Here is a 21,314-nt window from a genome sequence, read left to right as displayed (position 1 = left end):
CTCTATAAAAATTTAAGTTTAAACCCAATATAGACAAAGGCAACTTTCCAGAAGCGCTTCTGGTTAAGAATTAGACTGTGCTGCTCGTTTTTGAGCCACACTTCTATAAATTACTGATATATTAGGCAATTTTTGCTTTAATAACTGCTTATTGATAGCAGAACGTATACGGTTAATTACTTTAGGTGTGTTCTTTGCATCGCAATTAATCAAGATAAAAAGCACTTTATTTTTATCAATGTATCCAAGAAAGTTGTCACTATGGCAATTTTTGTAAAAATGCTCTATGACAACTTTCAGTGCATCATCTGTTTTTATCAAAGTTGCTATCAAAGCCAATGACTCCTATAGTCACATTAATTTGACGTTGCAGGGCGAAATTTAATATAACACACAGCTCTAGAATAGAAGATTCATTTCCGTTATACTAAATAAGCCGTGGTTTTTATATTTTTTGCTTATCAGATATTAGTCCCTAAACATTCCTAACTTATAAAACATGCTAATGTCACGTATCAATAGCTTATAATTAAGCTTGTTATTAGTAAATTGCATGGTGAGCAAAACTTTTGCCCTCTTCTTAATATCTTCTCCCTTAGCATCAATTAGAAAAAAAACTATCACTTTAGGTAGTATATCAAGTAAATCATATCCATCTTTGGTATACTGTAGATAATACCTCATATCGTCAGCTGCTTTTGCACTTAAAACGTTGATAATGGCTTATTAAGTAGACTCTCTTTCTCGTATTTTAACAAGTTCCTTGCAGCTTGATTGAGTTCCCAAATTGATAAAGTTTTTTTCTTATTATCCTTACAAACAGATATCACAGCATCATCTTTCTTCCTCGCAGTTATAAAATCTTCTATACTTTCACTCTGTACAACATATTTACAAGTATAATAAGACTATATTAAAGTTCATTTACCTATAATAGGCCTGATTAGATATAAAAGAAATAGCTCACCTAACGGGCAATGCCAGAACTCAGAACTTTTTAGAAGAAGAAAAAGAGGCAGACTTAACCACCCCTTTGTTTTACTTAGGCTATACTGCCTGTTTTTCTTGTTCTTGAGAAGCAACTTGTGTGATAATAGCTTTTTTTAAATAAGTGTTGAACACCTTAGCGTCTTTCTCTCCAGTGCCTAGACCTAACATTTTCAATAGTTCACTTTCACCCACTAAAGCACCACCCCTGTCATTTTTCACTACTTGTGACTTTATAGATAAGAACACAGCATCGCCTATTTCTTGGCTCTTCTCACTTGTAACAATAACATAGCATTCCTTGCCTTCTGGGTTAGTGAAATCTATACGATATTCACCTTCTACAACCTTCCCATCTTTATCCTCATTTTTGTTATTTTCTTTTATGTGCTCAAGCTCCTTTCTTGTTACTTGCAGTTTTACTTTATCGCCATCAACAACAATTTTTTTAGCCTCCAACTCAGATATTTTGTTATTTTTACTGATAGTATATATTGCTAGACCAACTAGTGCAACAGCAACTGCTGCTAATACACCTATTCCAAGTGGTGTAGCTGCAAAAGCTGCGAGTGGAGCTAGAGCTGGAATTGAATACCCCCAATACGGTGCTGAAATCACTGCCGCTGCACCCGCAACATACACAACAGTAAGTGCCACAAGAGCAGTATTCATTTTGTGAAGTTGACCACGACGGTTTTTGAAAGTTAACATAACTACTCCTTCAATAAAATATTAATATGCTCAAATTATATGTGAAAAACTACTGCAGTCAATGGATTTTCAGCGTAATAATTAAACGACAGACAGTATTTTTATAAACTACTTACCACTTGAGCCAAATCCTTCTGCACTTCGGTCAGTTTCTTCTATGCAGAATTCTTTTGTATCATTCCAAATTACTTGAGACACAGAAGAAATAAGGATTTGTGCAATTCTGTCTTCCCTTTTTATTTTGTATGGCTGATTACTCAGATTAATTAAGCAAACTTTAACCTCACCTCGATAATCAGAATCTATAGTGCCCGGAGAATTTAAAATAGTAATCCCATGTTTTGCAGCAAGACCAGAACGCGGGCGGATTTGTCCCTCAAAACCATTTGGTATTGCAATTACAATTCCAGTTGGAATAAGTAATCTTTCAAGCGGATTCAAAACAGCAAAGTCATTCAGTGCAGCATAAAGATCCATGCCAGCACTTTGGGTAGTTGCATAACACGGAAGAGGTAGGCCTTCCCCGTGTGACAATTTTTTTATTTCTACTTTAATTTGACTTCCTTGCATCCTAACTTATCAGCTATAAAGACCTGAATTATAGCATGTAAGTTATATCTGTAAAAGTAGTAAATGTTATACCGTATAATGTATTCCAGTGCCTAACATATAACCGTACAAGAGTTATAACTTGAGAGCAATCTCCACAGGAAGGGTGTCATTCCAACTAGGAAAAGTTCACCACAGTGTCCAGATATTGGGACCCCAAAAATTAAGTACACCAAGTAGTTGCATAATGAAGACCAGACCCCAGTGTCAGCTACTTGCATGACATCGTCTATTATGTAAATTGTTTCCAAACTTTAAACATTCGTACAGTTGTAAGCAGTGTAGCTACAAATCATTTGCAATTGATACACTCGAATTATTCTCAGTAAATAAATCAATCATAACATTCGGTATTCTACCGTCAACTATATGAGCAGTTCCAGCACATTCTTCCACCATTTTAGTGCACGCTATAAGCTTCTCAACAAGTCTTTCTCCTTTAATTTTACCACAATTAATTGATGCATTTAAATTTTTAATAGATATTCTCCTGCCACCAATTTTATCTATCTCATCACCCGTATCACTAAAGATTATCATCTTAGATGCAGAAACTGCAATTGCTATTGCGCTTGCAGCACTATCGGCATTAACGTGATATGTTTCTCCATTTCTTCCATGACCGATAGGTGCAATAACTGGTATAAAATCTGACTCTTCGACAAAAAATAATATATCAGGATTGACCTCAGTTGGTACACCAATAAATCCCATATCTAATATTTTTTCGATATTGTTTGATCCGTTTTCTCTAAGCGTAGTACTTATTTTTTCAGCTTTTATTAGGTTGCCATCTTTGCCACATAACCCAATAGCTGAACCACCAACAGAACTTATACGCTGAACAATTTTTTTATTAACTGAGCCACATAGTACCATTTCAATGATTTTCATGGTATCTCTGTCTGTAAGCCTAATATCATTTACAAACTTACTACTCATACCCAAGATTTTTAGTACAGAATCAATTTCACACTCTCCGTCATGAACTATAACTGGATTTATACCAAGCTGTTTCAATAAGACAATATTATGAACAAAAGTATTGAACAGTGTCTCATTTGAGATTATTACGCCGCTGCACTTGATGACAAAAGTTTCACCTACAAAACTGGGTATATTAGATAACACTTCAAGTAATATTTCTGCTTTTTGTTTAAATGATACCTCACCATTTAGAAATTCACTGCTCTTCATTTTTTTATCTTGTAAACTTGAAAAATTCATCTCTTACCTTAGTTATTTTACACTTAGTACTGATGCTTATTTGGTGAATTGACACACCCTCATTATTGACCCATTTTTGAGTACTTTCTAGAATGGCATTGAGATTTTTTTGACCTACTTTGTCTATTTTCGTTAGCACAACATCAAAATTAATATTATTACATGTTAACCAATAAATAAAGTCTTTGTCTATTGCTTTTAGCCCTATTTTGCTATCTACCAATACAAACACTCTTCTTAGGCTTTTTCTTTGAGTTAAATAATACCTAATTAGGTCTAAATATCGTATTGTTTCTTTCTTGCCTGCACGAGAGTAGCCATATCCCGGCAGGTCAGCAAGCCTGAACTTATCATTGTACATAGAGTAAAAATTTATTTGTCGAGTGCATCCAGGTTTAGACGAAACTCTGGCAGCTTTTTTTCTGCTCATCAGCAAGTTAATTAAACTGGATTTTCCTACATTCGACCTGCCAGCAAATGCAATTTCTGGAACCGATTCATCTGGCAACGACTTTATGTCCGAAACTCCAAATATAAAACTGCTGTTTGATGTTATCTGTCTTGCCATTATATATAGAAATATCTAAGGTAGTATGTATATTATAATGTCATTGCTTGATGTAAAAAATTTTTTGTTTCAAGTATATGTTGTTTACTTAAGTAGTTAAAATGTTAGGCCTAGGCTATATGGACATAGAAAACAATTTACAAGATTTAAAGAAAAAATTTAACGATATAGAAAAAAAGTTAGAAAATCCTACCGATTTAAACCAAAAAGAATTTATCAACCTTTCAAAAGAATACTCTGAACTGAAGCCAATTACCCTGATAATTGATGAATACAACACGCTGAGAAAGGAAATTTCAGACTTAGAGGAAATAATAAAAGACGAAAATAGTGAACATGATATAAAAGAGTTAGCAAAAGAAGAACTTCTTGAAACGCAAAAGGTATTATTACCACAAGTAAAAAACAAGCTAAAATTAGCACTACTGTCGAAAGATGAAGATGATGCAAGAAACGCAATATTAGAAATCAGAGCAGGTGCAGGAGGAGAAGAAGCGGCATTATTTGCAGCGATACTATTTCGCATGTACCAAAAATATGCAGAAAAAAGAAATTGGAAGTTCGAACCAATAAGTATTTCTAGCACAGGTATAGGTGGCTATAAGGAAGCTTCTGCACTTGTTAATGGAACAAAAGTTTTTGCAAGGTTAAAATTTGAATCAGGGGTACACAGAGTACAGCGAGTACCAGAAACCGAATCCTCGGGAAGGTTACATACTTCGGCAGCTACTGTCGCAATATTGCCTGAAGTTGAAGAGGTTGATTTTAAAATAGAAGAGAAAGATTTACGAATAGACGTTTACAGGTCTAGCGGACCCGGAGGGCAATCAGTGAACACAACTGACAGTGCAGTAAGAATTACTCACTTACCAACAGGAATAGTGGTAATACAGCAAGATGAAAAATCGCAGCATAAAAATAAAGCTAAAGCACTTAAAGTGTTGAGAGCAAGGCTATATGAAATTGAAAGACAAAAAAAAGAAGCAGAAAGGTCAACGATGAGAAGAAGTCAAATTGGTTCTGGAGATCGCTCTGAACGTATAAGAACTTATAACTTTCCACAATCAAGAATAACAGACCACAGAATTAATCTAACTTCACATCGGTTAGAGCAGATTATAAAAGAAGGCGAGCTAGATGAATTTATTGAAGCATTAATTTCACGCAATGAAGCAGAAAGATTGGCCGGAGAGAGTTAAAATTGGTCTGCAATTGTTGTTTTTAATTACAACAGGTTTATGCAGGTACTCTGTTGTAGTTTCTTTTTAATTTTCTCCACAGAAGTCTTAAATACTTAATGCCAAGACCAATCTATTTTTATAACTAAAATAAAATATATAGTATATTAATTAATAATGATAGCAAAGAAATGCATGATAGTACTAATGATATAAGCGATGAGGTGGTAAAAATTTAAATGGGCTAGCTACCTACCACCAAAAAAGAAAGTTTAAAGAGGCATTTAATAGCTTCATTCAATACCTTAAACAGCGTTACTTTCACATAGTAACACAGAATTGTCATGCTTAAACTATGTCCAGCATACTGAATGTTATAGAAAAAGACGAAGCGACTTACATGTTTAATTATCTGATTCAAAAGGATAAAGATTTTGCACTTAATACACTCGATGCTGTACTTCTAAATGTACTTATTTAGAACTCTGTTTGGCACATTAAATCAATACGAAAGTGAATATATACAGCATGTTAAAGCAAAGTCTCGAGGCTCTAATGCTATATGTAACATATTAAGTGCAATAGAAAAAGATTAAGCTGCTAGCATGTTTTATGATTTACTCAGAAAGGATCAAGATTTTGCGTTCAATACACTTGATATTATTATTCTTCAACGTACTTTATTTAAAATTCTGTATAGTCAATTGAATCTCCAGCAAAAGAAGATTATATGGTACATTTAGACATAAAGATAGCAGACCAAACTAAGCCTGCCCTAAGGAATTTTTACTCAAACAATAAAGAGGATTCAAACAAGCTAAGAACAAAAACTGACAGTTTAGGTAATGAATCATTAGCGCAAAAAGGAAAAGGAGTTAATTCAGATGAATTTTCAGCGTTAAACAGCCCAGTAAATTTCTTTTCAAATTTTGTTACACTAGAGAGGATAGTTAGTCAATATGGATTTGATTAAAAAGATCATGAGTTTGCTTTTTTAAATAACTACGTTATTGATGGAGAAACATGTGCAGAGACAGCACCAACGCACGTCAGCAAATTTCTTTCCAAGCTCTGTTATGCAAGAGGGAACAACTAATCAACATAGTTTGAATTGTGGTCTACTCGGCATGTTTGATGTAACACCAACCACAATACCGTATCAGGCGAAACGGAATCTTCGACGGTTAGTGGTAGTTCAGCGTCAGCAAAATATACTTAGCCCAGAGAGTGAGCTAACTTTTCAGTATATATTTTCAGAGTTAGAGAATCAATCATTTGATGAATTAGTCTCTTATATGGAAGGAGAGCAGTCATCAGGTAGTCTTCAATTCTCAACGTTAGAAAAGTTTGATAGACTTGGTCAGTTGGAAGAAGTACATATAGAGCAACTAGTAGTAAAGTTTCGATATATGTTGCCACAATAACTGGAGAATCTATATATGGCGATTATAGATCTTCTCTCCAGACCTTGAAAACAATAAATAGGCAGTAGGCTAGTACTACTGCAGGAAAAACAAAGAATGGTTGCACTGATTGCTTGATCATTGTAAACGCGGCTTGTTAGGTTGATAAAAATAGCCATGATAAGAGCTCTGATAAATGAGAATGCAGAAGAAGCTGTAACCTTTAATTTCAGGGAAAACATTTATCGGTGCATTAAAAATGCACTGCCTGACAAATTCCACAAACGATACAAAAAATAATCATAGATAGCATTGCTAAGTAGTAAGAATGGGGTGTGATTACATTGAATATTAAAAGCAACAGAGATCCAACAGCAATTACGCTCGTACCAGAAATTACACACCATATTGCTCCAAATTTCTGCAAGATTTTGCCGGCAAATAGACTGATTAGTGAGAAGAACCAACTATTGCTACTTGATGTAGTACATAAATAGCGCTAGATAAACTAAAAGTTTCCATATATAAAAAAGGCCCACAAGTAATGAACGGTATATAAGCAGCAGAAAAAAGGCTTAGTGTCAAAGACAGCACGACAAATTTTGAACTCAGTAATAATTCCCGTAGTATTTTATCATTTTTTACAAACTGAAAATATCGCGGTCATTTTTTGTTTCTGATAACGTTAGAAGCAACAAAGCCCAAGAGATCAAATAAATTACTGCAACACTTGTATAAGTGTCACGCTACCCTACAGCTTAATTGATAAAACTGCCTAAAATTGGCGCAATTGCCATGACAACTATGATAACAGAATTCATGATTCCAAGGAATTTTACCGCTTCGTCACCTTTATAAGCTGTCTGCAATGATTGCAAATACAACTACAGATGCGCTGACACTAATGCCTTGAACAAAGCGAGAGATTAAAAGCCAAAAAACCGACGGTGCAAAAACACAACCAACAATACCGACCCAATAGCAAAGTATTACCTATGATCATAATTCTCCTGCTGCATAGCATTCAGACAATGGGCCAAAAAACAACCTTCCCATACAAAAGCCTAGAAAATTATAAACAATAGTTAGTTGAATTGTGCGTTCTGATACATTGAAATAACGTACTATATCTGGAAAGCTAGGTACAGGAATATCAAATTCAATAAATTTGGCAATCAAGGATAAGATCAACAGAAAGAGTAATAATGTTTAAAATCTTTAATTAGTAGATAGAAGTATCATATTTGAAGCGTTTGGCAAAGAACATTTTTTATTATTACTAAAATGGTTAGAAACATCATGTAAAGAAGTGATAGGATTAGGATAGGCTAGAACCAGCAAGAGAAATATGAAAACCATACGTGTCAAGTTAAGGGCAAACTTTCAAGAAAGTGAAACAACTTTTAGAAAGATCTATAAACTATTATTTAATATTGAAACAATTCTTTCTGCTGTTATTTCCCCTTAACCTGAGTATATGGTTTACAGTGCATACTTTTGAACCTACCGAAAGCCGAGATAAAACCCTAAAGACTACATTTAAACAGCAATCGCTGACTATTTTGTTGATTAACTCTAATGTTGCTAAGAGCAGTATTCGCTTTGTACAAACAGCAACACCCTATTGCAAGAGAAACCGATACAGCTACGACAAGTGTAAAATACATATTACTAAATAAAGTATTGTTAAACTTGCACCTACAGCACACATCCCTGATAATATAAAAGAAGCAGAGGCATAATTTACCTTGCCCTTTACTCTTTGAGTATCTACAGCTGAAGGTTTTCTGTTTTTATTATCTTCCAGCTCTTTATTTTTGCTTTCAAGCTCCCGAGCTTTTGCATCTAAGCTTTGCTGTACGCTATTTAGCTCCTGTTTTAATTGTGGAACGTTTTGATTTGCACTATTCAGCTGCTTTTCTAATTGCAAAATTTTTTTATTTGCATCATCCAGTACCTGCCCTTTTTTTCCGAGTTGAGATTTTACGTTCTGAAGTTCCTTGGTTTTTTCAGTCAAGCTTTGCTGTAGCTCTGTAGACCGAGCTTGTGCACCTTTAAGTTCATTAGCTTTCTCATCTTAAGGCTTGCTTTGCATTATTCAGCTCTTTTTCCTTCTCTGTAAGCTGAGCTTTTATTCCATTAAATTCTTCTTTAAGTTGATTCCCTTCTTTAGTAAGTTTAGTCACTTCACTAATTTTTTCATCAAATCTTGCTGTGTATTATTCAACTTCTCCTCCAGCCGACTTTTTTCTTCAGTAAGTTGAGTTACTTTATCATCTAGCTTATTAATCTTTTTTTCTTTATCTGTAAGTTAAGCTCGTTTGTTCTTAAGTTCCTCTTGTATTTGACTCTCCAGTTCATTTTTACCTTCAAGCTGTCTCCGTAGATCTTGGATTTGACTATCTGGTTCTTTATTTTTGCTTTTAGATTTATCCAGCTCCGTCTTCAGGCCGTTATTTTCATTCCGTAACTTTTCAAGCTGATCTTCTGTATTCCCAGTTTCCCCTTGCCCTGATAAACCTTTGACTTGCCGTTAATTTCTACCTATATGGTTTCTATTCTCCTTGAAATTATGATTTACAGGGTCCTGTATTGAACTACTTATCCCATTTAAAATATCACTTTTTTTCCTTCTGCAAGAAAATTATTTTTTATCTGTTGGCTGCCAACACTAGAACTCACAGATTGGCCTTCACTAAGGCTGAAGTCTGATCTAACCTAGTAACACCTTTAAACGGAGTAACAGAAATTGTATTTCTAAACGCAACTGGTTTCACAAAGGAGGAAATCTCTTTATCTAGGAATAGTTTTGCGATTTCGCTATTTTTATTACTAGCGCCTAAAATTGAATATAATGTAGCAAAAATTGCATTTGAAACCTTATTATCCAGAAAAGGCTTTAGCATTCCAGTATTTTGCTCGAAAGAAGCTCCTGGTGGAAAAGCTTCTACCGTATTCTGTATATCGTAAATAACTTGCTCTAGCAAAGCCTTTTGAATTAAGCCTGCTATGGACTGCCCAACACTCTTATGCATACTTACCCCTAGCTGTAAAGATATTATGTATAGTGTAGAATATAGGCCACTCCAATGCAAGCACAATTTTTTACTAAGGTACTCTACATTATAAAGGGAGTTTATACCTCCTTTCCCTCTATATCCACTGCTCTCGTACCTTGAAAATAAAATCAACTCTTTTTATAATATGCCCTAACTTTAAGTAAGCAAAAGCTTATCATTCTTATTAACAGGCACATAGGTATTATTAACATAGATTTAACCATATGTTTGCAATACCAGTGTGAAAAAAAATAACTAAAACTCGTGACTAATGGAATTACTTACAAACCCTGCACTTGCCACCGCATCGTTTTTCACACAGCTTACAATCTGAGAAGTTAAAACAAGTTGGTGTGTAGGAGCAAGACCAACAATAAATAGCAATATACATACCAAGAGTGCACTAATATTGAATATAAAAAGTAATAAGAATACAGTTGTCATGGCCAAAGTACAAAAAATTGTTATCTCATAGTGCTTAGCTGGATTCTTTACTAATCATATAAGGAAATAATAAATGTCCAAAGCCAAAACCTATTAATACCCATTTTGAAATGCTATATGCAACGTGTCTATCTATAGCGTACATCTCATGTAAGAACGTTGCAGACCACGCACCTGCAAAGCACTCTAATAGGTAACCATGAAACCGCCAAAGAAACTTATCAGTAAAATATCTTTATTAAATATGACTTTGCTTAAATTTTTGATATTTAATTTTTTGTTTGAAGTATCAAATCTAGGTATATCTATAAAGGTAGTTAAAGCAAGCAGTAATCCAAGCATTATACACGCAGTAAATACATAATTCCATCCAAGCTTATCACAATAAGACATGTAACAGTTTAATGGCAAACACACCACCTAAAATGCCAGTAATAATCGATATGCTGAACATCATGGCAAACTTTTTCTCTACGAGAGTAGATACTTATTACTTTAAAGAGTCCAAGTATTGAAGCAGAAGATACAATACCAGTAATTATTCTTCAAATAATAGAATAATCCCAATTGTTAGAATTGACAAAAGGTAAAGAACATAAAGATGTTAGTGCAATACAAATCTATACAACAACTTTGTAACCAAATCTATACAAAATACCTATAGGAATAGGTGCTAACACATAACTCGCATAATATAATCCACAAAATTGCCCTATTTTTGTCGTGCCTATGTTAAACCTCATCACCAGCTCAGGAACTATAACATTCTTGATTACACGCAATATGTATTGATAGGCATAAAACAGAGGTACTAATAACTATATTAAGAAATTTCTCTGCAGCATTAGCTTTACTTCAAACCTGGAATTATAGATTCTTTAGAGATGAAGAGCAAAGCTTTACATAAGACTGATCCCACCAAAAAAAGCAGAGAGAAAGTTAAGCTACTTTTGAAGTAAAATAAAACGCTTGAGAAAGGTATAACACAAAGGAAACATATGGCAAAGTTAAAGGTGGAAGTTGTAAAAAGTTATAACTACTATTCTTCACTTTTTTTTATAAATCTTATGTTAAACAACACGATCGTACATTAATCTATATAGTAAACATCATGACTAAAGAAAATAAGAATTCTAATTAAAAGTTTAAAGATTTTTATGTTCTAGGAGACAATTTGTCTGATAGTGGTGCAATTACTGAAATTTTGAACAATTTATCCTTTGCGAAAAGCGTGAAATTTGATGACCATTCTATCAAGAAAGATCTTTTAGCAATGGCCCTACTGCTGTTTAATGTATAGCAAAACATTTAGATTTAGAAGAATTTAAACTTGGATGGAATTATTCACTTCTTGGTAGACATTACGCACAATCCAGGTCAAAACTACTCAGTTTCATGTACAGCAGCGTCTGAAATTCCTGCCTCCATTTATTCCTATTTCTTCGATAAATTTCTTTTAGCTAACCAATTAGGTGCTATAATTAGACATTACCCAGACATAGGTAAAGAAATCTATTGTTCATCATGATTGGCGGAAATGATGTTATGGTTGCTACTGCTTATGATAATACTAAAGTGGATGAAATACTGGAACGAGCAGTTAGTGAAATATGCAATGCACTTAATATTCTAAACGAACATAGTGTTAAGCACGTAGTTGTTGCAAATACGCCTGATATTCGCTTATACCAGCTTTTAATAACAACAAAAAAGCAAAGAAACTAGCTATAAAGCTCACAGAGAGTTTTAATGTAAAATTAGCTAATGGTTTAGATGATATGGAGAAAAGCACAAACCTTGAAGTAAAAGCATTTGATCTTAATTCAACAATGAAAAACATGCTTAGCGAATATAAAAGCAAAGGTTTAAATTATTAAGACGCTTGCATATCTGATGTTGCAGATCAGCTTGTGGGATTTAAAGAAAATATAAAAATACTCTTAAAGCTGGTATTCAAAGGCAAACTAGACGCTCACTATAATCCTGGATGTAGTAAAGAAACGTTAAGGAATTACTTTTTTTTGATTATTTCCATCTAACTGTAGAACCTCACCATGAGGTGAGTAGTGAAATATATGTATTGATTAAAAGTGATGAATGCAAGTTAATTCATACCAAACAGCGAGATGTGTTCATGCAATTAGATTAGACTGATAAATTGACTTTACTTTCATTACAACTTATTATTCAGAAATAGCCTCAGTAAAAACGATGAAGCTAAACGAAATCAGAGAAAGATTTATAAAGTTTTTTACAAGTTATGATCATAAGCAGGTTCCCTCTTCTCTTTTAATTCCAGAGCATGACCCAACACTCATGTTCACAAATGCTGGTATGGTGCAGTTTAAAAACATCTTTACCGGTGCACAAAAAACTGACATGAAACGTGCTGTTTCAAGCCAAAAGTGTCTAAGAGCCGGCGGTAAGCATAACGACCTCGAAAACGTTGGCTATACAACCAGGCACCACACATTTTTTGAAATGCTCGGGAATTTCAGCTTCGGTGATTACTTCAAGGAAACTGCTATAGAACTCGCGTGGAAATTTATTACTGAAGAATTGTCTCTTAATAAAAACAGATTGTTCATAACTGTTTACCACACTGACGATGAGGCATACGAGATTTGGCACAAGGTAAGCGGTTTTCCTGATGAAAAAATCATAAGAATTGCAACAGACGACAATTTTTGGAGCATGGGAAGCACTGGCCCATGCGGTCCATGTTCTGAAATCTTTTATGACCATGCAAAGCCTAATTTACAAGACGACGACAGAATTGTTGAAATCTGGAATCTAGTATTTATGGAATTTAACAAAGATAAAGAAGGTAGTCTGCAAAAATTGCCAAAAAAATGCATCGATACTGGTATGGGCCTTGAGAGAATAGCTGCTGTAATGCAAAACGTCCATGATAACTACGATATTGATCTATTTTCTGCTCTGATAAGTAAATCACAAGAACACTGTGGAAATATGGAAAATAAAGTAGCTCATAAGATCATTGCAGATCATCTTCGTGCAGCTGCATTTCTAATTGCAGAAGGAATACTTCCTGGAAATGAAGGTAGAAATTACGTATTACGCAGATTAATTAGGAGAGCTGCACGTTATATTCATCAACTAGGATATAATGACTCTCTACTCTATCGCATTTTTCCAATATTGCTAGACAGCTCAAGCTCAGCTTATATGAGAGATGTTTATCCTGAATTAGCCAGAGCTAAAAGCTTAATAGAAACGACGTTAAAATCAGAGGAAGAGAGCTTCAAAGACACTTTAATAAAAGGCATTAATCTCTTGGAAAAATTCACTGCAGGTTTAAAACCTGGCGACACTCTGCCTGGAGAATCGGCGTTTAAGCTATATGATACTTACGGATTTCCTCTAGATATCACACTTGATATTTTAAAAGAGAGAAGAATAAATTTTGACCAAAAGGGTTTTGATGATGCAATGGAAGAGCAGAAAGAGAGGGCGCGTGCTAAATGGGCTGGGTCTGGTGAAAAGTTTGTTGAGCAAATATGGTTCGATCTAACTGATCAATTTGGCAAAACAGAATTCGTTGGTTACGAGTTTGATGAGGTAAAGGATGCAAAAGTACTATTCATAATTTCCTCCAAAACCGAAGTCATCGGTTCTGCAAAAGAAGGAGAGAAAATAACCATTATACTTGATAAAACACCTTTTTATGGCGAATCAGGTGGACAGGTTGGGGATACTGGAAGTCTAATCAAGCCTGATAGAAGTATTATCATAGTGGAAAACACCAATAAAGTTAATGGCTTATATTTACATAGATGTATAGTGAGATCTGGCTCAGTTTGTAAAGGTGATGCAGTTACGGCAAGTATTGACAAGGAAAGAAGGCAAAACCTAAGAAGAAATCATTCAGCTACACATCTTCTTCACTTTGCATTGAGAAAAATCTTGGGCGATCATGTCACTCAAAAAGGTTCCTTAGTTGCACCGGATGGACTAAGATTTGACTTTAGTCATAACACTCAAGTTACTCAGGATCAGCTATTTTTAATAGAAGATATGGTAAACTCTCTAATTAGAGAAAATCTTTCCACGTTCACAAAAATTCAAAGTCTGAATCAGGCAATAGACGAAGGAGCTATGGCGTTGTTCGGTGAAAAGTATGGTGATCAGGTTAGAGTTGTAAATATTGGATATTCAAAAGAATTATGTGGTGGTACACACGTGGAGCATATTGGAGAAATCGGTTTGTTTAAGATAGTAACAGAATGTTCTGTTGCATTTGGAGTAAGAAGAATTGAAGCTTTGACCGGTCAAGAAGCAATTAATTACGTACGCAATAACGAAACTAACTTAAAAAAAGTTGCAGAGTTCGTAAAAGCTCCGGCAAGTGAAATAATAAGTCGATTAAGCATTTTAAGCCAAGAGCACAAAGAATTTGAAGCTAAAATGAAAAACCTTTACAAAAAGCTTGTGAGCGCAGAGAACATAAAAAGTACTGCAATAAATGGAATTAATTTCGTAAGCCACTCTTTTACTGACATTCCAGCAAGCGTAATAAGGGAATTTATTTTAAAACAACAAAAATCAAAAACGGTGGTAGCTTTTACTGCAACAAAAGGAAATAAAACAGTTTTGACTGTCAAAGTAAGTAAAGACTTAACTGACAAGATTAGTGCAAAAGAGCTAGTATCTACCGTAACTGGAAGAGGCTGTGGCGGGAACGTTGAGCTTGCTCAAACAGGCTGTGATAACGACAAAACGAATCATATCATCACAGCTATTTGCAATGAAATAACGGCTTCTAAGAACTAAACAGCTGGAACCTTCTGCTGTGGCTGTATTACGTTTACCTCACTTAACTCGCTGCTAACAGGTGTAAATTCAATATCCTTAAAAAATCTATCCCACATTCTACATAAATGATCTTTTATCTTAGTCCACACAACATCTTTAAATGTTTTTCCATTATCAGAAAATATATTACCCACCAAGGCTCCCGTTTCCTCATAATTCGACTCAAAATATTGAAGGAATGTTTCTACTTCTTTATAAGTATTATGTGCCACATCTAACGCCTTTCCTTCTATACTTCTGTTCCCACGTAATGCAGTAACCAAACCTGTTTTAATATACCCATAACACGTCCAAAAAGATTTCATAGGTTGTAAAAATGGACTTTTATCACTTTTTGGTACATTATTTATTATATTTTCCACCAACCTGTTTATCAGAGGAGACAATAAATCTCGATAGAAATGTTTTATATTATCTTTTGTTTCAATCACAGGATATTCGATGCATTTTTCTGCTAAGCAGTATTCAAGCTCTGCTTTTTCTAATAATTTCTTGATTGCTTCTTCATCAAAGGTTTCATGCTTGAACACCTCTAGTAATTCATCTTCTATTATTGCAAATTTTATTTTTTCACGAGACGTCAGTTCTTCCTTATAGTTATTTTTTGTTTCTTCATTTATCAGTAATCCCTCTTTATATAACTCTAATTGTTCTAATGCTTCTAAAATTGCTTCATTGTTTTCCAAGTGCAATTTTATTAACCTTATGTTTGGATGCTCTTTTCCCTTGCTATTTTGCTTATCTTCCAAGTACTTATTTAAATCCTTCTTTCCTTCTATTATTTTCTTTAATAGTATAAGTTGCCCAGGCCGTCTTAAGTACTCCTCAATTCTGATTCTATGCGAATTAATCCTTTCTACTAGACTTGGCGCATCTTTTTCTAATAGGTCACATGAATCTTTTATATCCTTTGCTTGTCTTTCAAATAAACTTTGCATTCTACATTTTGTTATCTCTAAGTACATCTTTTCCATAAAGTTATTTACTTCATCTGAAGTTTTCTTTTTCTCTAATTCATCAAATTCCTTTGTTAAGGATTGCTTTACTTTATCATCTGATTTTCTCAGTAGAGATTGAATAGCTCTTATTCTCGAGTCTATTAGCTTTTGCTCAATCTCTTGATTATCACACTCGAATTTAAAAAGATCTTCTAATTTCCTTCTTAAAGCACCATCTTTTAGGTCACCATTCTTTCCATTTTCATACACTTCTTTCAATTCTTTATATACCTTCCTACACCTTTCTTCTCCTATTCCTTTCAATTCTTCTACCATCGCTAAAGCTCCTGCTGTTTCTTTATGGTATACATCCCTATAAATATCAACTATTGTCCTTTTAGCTATTTTCCCCTCTTCTTTAAGCTGTTCCCACTTTGCTTTAAACACAGAAAACGCATTATCACTTATATCATTTGTTATATCACCTATTTTCACAAGCGATTCTAGTTGATCATCTTCATCGTCTAAATTAAGTGCCTCTTTCATTTTCAGTTCTTTTAGATCTTTTATTATCATTTCTTTTGCAGTTGGTAATTCTTTACCTTGGCTTTTTAATTCTTGCTTTACTAACACTTCTTTCAGTGTTTCCTCTAACGAAAAATCTTTTTTCCTTCTTCCTTGAGCAATTTTGATTGTTTGTATAAGGGCAGCTCTGTAAGCATCTTGTATTAAGTAATTTACCAATTTAGAATCTACGCTATTCACCACGTTCAGTATGAACTCGTTCAACAATTTCTTCAGCTTATCATACGTAATATCCTTTTTTTCTAGCTTCAGCAGCTCTTCCATAGCTTTTTCAAACTCTTGAATCGAAATTGCAATTACACTCCTGATCTCATTATGTAAAGGCACAAGACCATTTTTTAAATGGATGTTAGCTGATAATTTCAGTATGGTATTATTTTCTGAATCACGTATAACATCAAACCATCTACCGTCTTTATCTTCAGACAAATCTTTAAGCAACTGTTCAAATTGTGGTGGAAGTTTAATTTCCATACCTAACCTAACGTTTGACTTACCAGCATCTATCTCGCGAAAAGACACTCCAATACTCTGGTGTTTACCTTGATATGACCTACTACTTATTTTAACAGCAGCAATCAAAGAATGAAATGATTTTCTATTCAAAAGATAAAAAGTAGCTAAAGCGAGCGTTGCAGGAATAATTAAGACTACAAGTACAGCTATATTAACAAGAATTGTTATTGCAGCAAGAACACCGTATGCCAATCTTTTCTGCATACTTTCACTTATTTCACTTTTTTTTGTTTTGCTCTCCTCTGCATTGGCTTGCGCTTTAGTGTGTGTTTTAAATCCATTATATACAACCAACCCTAACGCAGTAAAAGCAATATAAGGAAGCATTAAAACCGATAGAGATAAATTCAACACCCGTTTTTCTGGGCACGCTCTGCTTATCTCATTAAATATTTCACTTGATACATTATACCAAGAAGTAAAAAAGTCAGAATCATAATCTTTGTAATGAAATATATTCAGCGGGACGTTAAAACCACGAGTCATATTGCCAAAACATTTCTTCTCTTCTTCTAAACCGGAGGCAGGTTTTTGTTCTTCTGAAGTATTAACATCCTCTTCCTCACCTAAAATACTATTGTTGTTTGGGTCAACAACTCCTTCATAACCTTCAACAGCCTTTATCATACAGACACTCAACTTTAGAATCCTAAGTATAACATAAATACTGACAATCTTCAACTACTAACAACTTAACTTAATACTAACAATCAAATCCTGGTATTCCTTAGAATAGAAGCCAGTTACAATTTCCATATTAATTTCTAAAGATAAGGCAAGAGTCTGCTCTTTTATGTATTCACTCCACTTGTTTACTGCTTCCTTAATCTTCTTATCTTCTGTCTTGATTATTACTCTGATTCTATCTGATATATGAAAATCAGCTTGTTTCCTAGTTTCCTGAATGAGTCTAACAACATCCCTTGCGAACCCTTCTAGAACCAATTCATCATTTAGTTCAGTGCTGAGAATAACAACTCCTTTGTTGTTATCAAATACAGAAGAATATTCACTGTTTGCCTTTAATAATAGTTCATACTCACCTTTCTCTATAATATAGTTTTCCGATTCATCTCCCAGAAGTATTTGCTCATCTCTAACTTGCTTCCATTTTCCCTCTTTGACATATTGAACTAGTTTCTTAATTTTATCTGGAATTCTTTTTCCAAGCGCAGGAAAATTTAGTTTTAACTCTAGTGATGCAATATCTACAAGTCCATTTACTGACTCCAATTTTTTTACATTCACTTCATCTTTTATCATCTCTTGATATTCATCTTCAAGAAAATTGCAGAAAGACTTATGATAAATGGTCATGCTTCCAAGTGGCTGCCTGATGCGTATATTAAAAGTGTTTCTGATAGAGAATGCAGAGTTGCATATCTCCCTTACCAAATCCATTTTGGCAATGAGCTCACTATCGAACCTCTCTAATTGTGGAAAATCAGATAAGTGAACAGATGTTTCTTTATACTTAAGCCTCTGCCATATAGTCTCTGTTGTAAGCGGCAACAAAGGAGCTGCAGCTCTCAGTATGTAATAAAAAACTGTGTATAGGACATTATAAGCATCAGTTTTGTCTTGATCCAAATCACTTTTCCAAAAACGCTCACGGTTGCGGCGAATATACCAATTGTTTAGCACTTCAAAAAAGTCTGTCAGAATTTTGCAAGCCTCCTGGGAATTATAGTTGTTCATAGAAATCTGAATTCCTTGAGTGGCTTCAAAACATTTGGAGATCATATAACGATCAATAGTAATCTGATAATCCTTACAAACTTCAGCTTTAATTCCATCTGTATTTGCATACATGGTAAAAAAGTGATAACTGTTCCAAATAGGTTTTATTACGTTTTTTAGAACATCTCGTATCGAGTTTCCTTCTTTATCAAGCAACAAATTGCCACCACAAACAATAGATCCAGAAAGCATAAGAAAACGCAGCGCGTCAGAACCATATTTATCAAATACTTCCATTGGATCTGCATAATTATTCAAACGTTTGGATAATTTCTCCCCTTTTACATCCAAAACAACACCGTGGCATATGCAGTTCTTAAATGGTTCACTATCAAATAAAGCAGTGGATAATACAAAAAGCGTATAGAACCACCCTCTCGTTTGTGCTAAATATTCAGTGATAAAATCTGCGGGGAAATTACTTTCAAACCATTCTTTATTCTCAAACGGATAGTGGACTTGTGCAAACGGCATTGAACCAGATTCAAACCAACAATCAAATACATCTGGCACACGGCGCATAACCGATTTTCCTGTTGGATCATCAGGATTCGGTCTTGTTAAAGTATCAATAAACGGTCTGTGCAAATCACCTACTTTAACATTAAAATCTCGCTCTAGTTCTGCTATCGCACCATATACATCCACTCTTGGATATCTTACATCATCTGATTTCCATACAGGAATTGGTGTACCCCAAAACCGATTGCGTGAAATTGACCAGTCATGCGCTCCCTCAAGCCATTTTCCAAATTGGCCATCCCTTATATGATTTGGTATCCAATTAACTCTTTTATTTAGCTCTATCATTCTTTCCTTGAACTTTGTCACAGCAACGTACCAAGAAGGCATAGTACGGTAGATTAAAGGAGTATCAGTTCTCCAACAGTGCGGATAATTGTGAATATATTGCTCAGTTTTGAACCAGTTTCCTTGTTCTTTTAATTTTTTTATTACTATATCAGTGGTATCAAAAACATGAACTCTAGCTAAATCTGAAACTTCAGTAGTAAATTTTCCACCGCTGTCGATTGGACAAATGGCCGGAATGTTGTGGCTTTGGCAAAGGTAAAAATCTTCTTCCCCAAACCCAGGAGCAGTATGCACAATACCAGTACCATCTTCTTCTTTAACATAATCAGCGATGAAAACACGAAATGCATTTTTTGTATCTTTAAAGTAATCAAACAGTGGTTTATAAAAAAGGCCTGCTAGATCATCTGCTTTAAGTTTTATATTCCAGTTTTCGTACGGAATATTGTTTTGTTCACAATGGCTAACAAATTTACCTAGGTAGCTTTCAGCAAAGGTGTAGATTTCACCATTTACTAATACTGCACAATACTTAATGTCTTTCCCTATTGCCAGTGCTAGGTTGCTCGGCAACGTCCAAGGGGTTGTAGTCCAAGCAAGCAATTTACACTTTTGTTTAATACTTTTAAATTGCTGTGGGTTTTCCAAAAGCTCAAACGCAACAGTTACAGCTTTGCTAGTCTTTTCTCTATATGCATTATCAAGCCTTGTTTCAAAATTAGACAATGGAGTTTCGCATGCCCAGCTATACGGGACAACGCGTACTGATTCATACACCAAACCTTTATCATAAAGCTGTTTGAATGCCCACATAACTGATTCCATGAATGATTTATCCATGGTCTTATAGTCATTATGAAAATCTACCCATCTTGCTTGTCTATTTACATACCTCTCCCACTCTGACGAAAATTTCATCATAGAAGTGCGGCAATGGTTATTAAATTTTTCAATGCCAAATTTTTCTATCTCAGTTCTGCCAGATATTTTAAGTTCCTTCTCTGCACACATCTCAGCCGGCAGTCCATGGCAATCCCAACCAAATCTACGCTCAACTCTCTTTTGTAGCATAGTTTGGTACCTTGCAAATGCGTCCTTGATGAAACCAGTAAGTAAATGCCCATAATGGGGAAGTCCATTTGCAAACGGAGGCCCATCGTAAAAGACAAAACAATAATCCTGAGAACGTCCTTCAACTGAACGCTCAAAAATTTTGTTTTCCTGCCAAAATTTTATGATTTGCTTTTCTAGCAATGAAAAATCAGGGCTACTAGTTGTATCAGGATAATACTTTGACTTCATATTCATCTTGAATGGATAAAGTCAGAGAATATAGAGCTTTTTGGAAAATTTCAAATTCAAAAAACAAATTTATCCTTGCAATCCACACCCCAACAAACTATTCTGCCAAACTTCCTATGCCTCTTTTAAAATTTTACTTGCAGTTTTTATTGTTTTACTCAACATTAACTTGAGCTTTAGGGGGTATTCTCTGAATTAGAAGGTAGGTAAGTTTCCACAATTTTTAAAAATACTTTGCTTTGTTGAAATGTGGGAACGCTTCTCTTGTTACAGAATGGCGGCGCTTTTGATCCTATTTTTGACTTCTCATTTAGGCTCTACTGATAAAGGGCTCTGGTTGTTTGCTCACTGTTTGCTGCAGTAGGCTATGCTCTGCCAATACTTGGAAGTTTTTTAGC

17 protein-coding genes are annotated in these 21,314 nt (G+C 34.5%); 6 read left to right on the top strand and 11 right to left on the bottom strand.

The window, feature by feature from the left end; genetic code table 11:
* Positions 1 to 63: 63 nt before the first annotated feature.
* The 6 genes from QUS22_RS00615 to yihA form a co-directional block, all read right to left on the bottom strand.
* Positions 64 to 339 carry a hypothetical protein gene (locus QUS22_RS00615; protein ID WP_289513068.1) on the bottom strand — a complete coding sequence of 92 codons (276 nt, stop codon included), beginning with the start codon at positions 337 to 339 and terminating at the stop codon, positions 64 to 66.
* 129 nt (positions 340 to 468) lie between these two features.
* Entirely contained in the window at positions 469 to 684 is a 216-nt protein-coding gene (locus QUS22_RS00610; protein ID WP_289513067.1) for a hypothetical protein, read from the bottom strand.
* Between the two features lie 363 nt (positions 685 to 1,047).
* Positions 1,048 to 1,698: a hypothetical protein gene (locus QUS22_RS00605; RefSeq protein ID WP_289513066.1), complete on the bottom strand. Its 651-nt coding sequence runs from the start codon at positions 1,696 to 1,698 to the stop codon at positions 1,048 to 1,050.
* A gap of 108 nt (positions 1,699 to 1,806) precedes the next feature.
* Positions 1,807 to 2,268: a dUTP diphosphatase gene (dut, locus tag QUS22_RS00600; protein ID WP_289513065.1), complete on the bottom strand. Its 462-nt coding sequence runs from the start codon at positions 2,266 to 2,268 to the stop codon at positions 1,807 to 1,809.
* A gap of 324 nt (positions 2,269 to 2,592) precedes the next feature.
* Entirely contained in the window at positions 2,593 to 3,504 is a 912-nt protein-coding gene (gene argB / locus QUS22_RS00595; protein ID WP_353477709.1) for an acetylglutamate kinase, read from the bottom strand.
* 4 nt (positions 3,505 to 3,508) lie between these two features.
* Entirely contained in the window at positions 3,509 to 4,102 is a 594-nt protein-coding gene (yihA, locus tag QUS22_RS00590; protein WP_289513063.1) for a ribosome biogenesis GTP-binding protein YihA/YsxC, read from the bottom strand.
* A gap of 119 nt (positions 4,103 to 4,221) precedes the next feature.
* Between yihA and prfA the strand changes: the two genes are divergently transcribed.
* The 4 genes from prfA (at position 4,222) to QUS22_RS00570 (ending at position 6,704) form a co-directional block, all read left to right on the top strand.
* Positions 4,222 to 5,301 carry a peptide chain release factor 1 gene (gene prfA, locus QUS22_RS00585; RefSeq protein WP_289513264.1) on the top strand — a complete coding sequence of 360 codons (1,080 nt, stop codon included), beginning with the start codon at positions 4,222 to 4,224 and terminating at the stop codon, positions 5,299 to 5,301.
* A gap of 446 nt (positions 5,302 to 5,747) precedes the next feature.
* Positions 5,748 to 5,876, top strand: coding sequence for a hypothetical protein (locus QUS22_RS00580; protein ID WP_289513062.1), 129 nt, complete (start codon positions 5,748 to 5,750; stop codon positions 5,874 to 5,876).
* A 134-nt stretch (positions 5,877 to 6,010) separates the two neighbouring features.
* A complete protein-coding gene (locus QUS22_RS00575; RefSeq protein WP_289513061.1) occupies positions 6,011 to 6,253 on the top strand; it encodes a hypothetical protein in 243 nt (80 codons plus the stop codon).
* A gap of 52 nt (positions 6,254 to 6,305) precedes the next feature.
* Complete coding sequence (locus QUS22_RS00570) at positions 6,306 to 6,704, top strand: hypothetical protein (protein ID WP_289513060.1); 399 nt, start codon at positions 6,306 to 6,308, stop codon at positions 6,702 to 6,704.
* Between the two features lie 1,624 nt (positions 6,705 to 8,328).
* Here QUS22_RS00570 and QUS22_RS00565 read toward each other — a convergent pair.
* The 3 genes from QUS22_RS00565 to QUS22_RS00555 form a co-directional block, all read right to left on the bottom strand.
* Positions 8,329 to 8,700 (bottom strand): hypothetical protein, encoded by a 372-nt coding sequence (locus QUS22_RS00565; protein WP_289513059.1) that lies wholly within the window; start codon positions 8,698 to 8,700, stop codon positions 8,329 to 8,331.
* 661 nt (positions 8,701 to 9,361) lie between these two features.
* Positions 9,362 to 9,718: a hypothetical protein gene (locus tag QUS22_RS00560; protein WP_289513058.1), complete on the bottom strand. Its 357-nt coding sequence runs from the start codon at positions 9,716 to 9,718 to the stop codon at positions 9,362 to 9,364.
* Positions 9,719 to 10,806: 1,088 nt separating this feature from the next.
* Entirely contained in the window at positions 10,807 to 10,929 is a 123-nt protein-coding gene (locus tag QUS22_RS00555) for a hypothetical protein (RefSeq protein WP_289513057.1), read from the bottom strand.
* 781 nt (positions 10,930 to 11,710) lie between these two features.
* On the opposite strand from QUS22_RS00555, the gene QUS22_RS00550 reads away from it, so the two are divergent.
* Both QUS22_RS00550 and alaS read left to right on the top strand, forming a co-directional pair.
* The gene (locus QUS22_RS00550) at positions 11,711 to 11,911 is read left to right on the top strand and encodes a hypothetical protein (RefSeq protein ID WP_289513056.1); all 201 of its coding nucleotides are present in this window, start codon (positions 11,711 to 11,713) and stop codon (positions 11,909 to 11,911) included.
* 486 nt (positions 11,912 to 12,397) lie between these two features.
* On the top strand, positions 12,398 to 14,980 hold the full coding sequence (gene alaS, locus QUS22_RS00545) for an alanine--tRNA ligase (protein WP_289513055.1): 2,583 nt from the start codon (positions 12,398 to 12,400) through the stop codon (positions 14,978 to 14,980).
* On the opposite strand, the gene QUS22_RS00540 is transcribed toward alaS, so the two are convergent.
* Together QUS22_RS00540 and ileS are read right to left on the bottom strand one after the other, a co-directional pair.
* The gene (locus QUS22_RS00540; protein WP_289513054.1) at positions 14,977 to 17,688 is read right to left on the bottom strand and encodes a hypothetical protein; all 2,712 of its coding nucleotides are present in this window, start codon (positions 17,686 to 17,688) and stop codon (positions 14,977 to 14,979) included. The genes alaS and QUS22_RS00540 overlap by 4 nt on opposite strands.
* 57 nt (positions 17,689 to 17,745) lie before the next feature.
* Complete coding sequence (gene ileS / locus QUS22_RS00535; protein WP_289513053.1) at positions 17,746 to 20,916, bottom strand: isoleucine--tRNA ligase; 3,171 nt, start codon at positions 20,914 to 20,916, stop codon at positions 17,746 to 17,748.
* Positions 20,917 to 21,314 lie beyond the last annotated feature (398 nt).

Origin of the sequence: Wolbachia pipientis (assembly GCF_030373985.1) — a bacterium.
Taxonomy (GTDB): domain Bacteria; phylum Pseudomonadota; class Alphaproteobacteria; order Rickettsiales; family Anaplasmataceae; genus Wolbachia; species Wolbachia pipientis_D.
This window is presented reverse-complemented; position numbering and strand designations above follow the sequence as displayed.